A 931-nucleotide genomic window follows, 5' to 3' on the forward strand; every position below is an offset into this window, starting at 1 on the left:
TAACCTCATTTTTATTCATTTTCTCATATGTCATCTATAAGTAGAAATACTCATTGCATTAGTGAGATGCTCCCGAACAAAGAACAAAGTACTCAAGGCACATGGCTTAACTCATTTTACGACAAAGCAGGTATTGTACCTTTCGATATCCAAAAGGGATGGCATCTAGTCCAAACAACTAACACAGAAAACTCCTACTGGATAGGAAGAAATAGTAAAGATAAAAACTATTTTGACAAAGGTAAATAATGATGGATACTTTGCTGACAACACTTGCTAAGCTTGACGAATATTTTGCTAGTAGAAGACCTATTTTTTGGGAAAACCTTCTTCCAGGATTAAGTGTAAAAGAAATTGATGATGGGAGCATCTCAATTAGGCACTGAGTATAAATACTTAGGAGAAAAGAGGGATAAAATAGAAATAAATTAACCCGTCCAAGCAAATGACACCAGAAGAAAAAGGAAGACTTGAAGCCTGCACCAGAGAGATAGCGGAAATCCTGTATCGGAATGCAGAAGCAAAAGATGCCGAGCAATTGAAAACGCTAGAAGGCATAGAAATAGCCGTGAGAGAGCAAATGCTGGAAAACGTCAGTCCAAAGGTGGGAATTTTTGTCGAAAAAGCAGTGGGACAAAAGCAGGGAAAGAAAGAAAATTAAAAGCTGTATCGGTGAATTAACTGGAGTTTAGACTAAGTTGATTAAGCTAATCAGAAAAAGAGCAGGAAAAAGTAACCCAGAGAATGGAGAACTGGGCAAATCCAAGAGAATGAAAAGGAGAATATAGAAGTTACGCATTGACAAAAGGGAGAAAATAGGCATTGAGTTAGCCAGCAATAGCCATAGCAAAAATGAGGGAAATCAGCAAACCATCAACGGCAAAATGTGACTTGAACAAGTACATCTTGTTTTACTGTCAGAACCAAAACA

2 protein-coding genes are annotated in these 931 nt (G+C 37.4%); both read left to right on the top strand.

The features are described 5' to 3' along the window. Positions 1-66: 66 nt before the first annotated feature. Positions 67-249, top strand: a complete 183-nt coding sequence (locus PSE7429_RS22905) for a hypothetical protein (protein ID WP_040690493.1) — start codon at positions 67-69, stop codon at positions 247-249. A gap of 196 nt (positions 250-445) precedes the next feature. Further along, the gene (locus PSE7429_RS22910; RefSeq protein WP_009629795.1) at positions 446-661 is read left to right on the top strand and encodes a hypothetical protein; all 216 of its coding nucleotides are present in this window, start codon (positions 446-448) and stop codon (positions 659-661) included. Positions 662-931: the final 270 nt, after the last annotated feature.

Origin of the sequence: Pseudanabaena biceps PCC 7429, assembly GCF_000332215.1 — a bacterium.
In the GTDB taxonomy this organism is placed as follows: Bacteria; Cyanobacteriota; Cyanobacteriia; order Pseudanabaenales; family Pseudanabaenaceae; genus Pseudanabaena; species Pseudanabaena biceps.

Excerpts from the sequence above, each read along its gene's own strand:
- PSE7429_RS22905 (WP_040690493.1), top strand. The coding sequence starts at position 67 with ATGCTCCCGAACAAAGAACAAAGTACTCAAGGCACATGGCTTAACTCA.
- PSE7429_RS22910 (WP_009629795.1), top strand. The coding sequence starts at position 446 with ATGACACCAGAAGAAAAAGGAAGACTTGAAGCCTGCACCAGAGAGATA.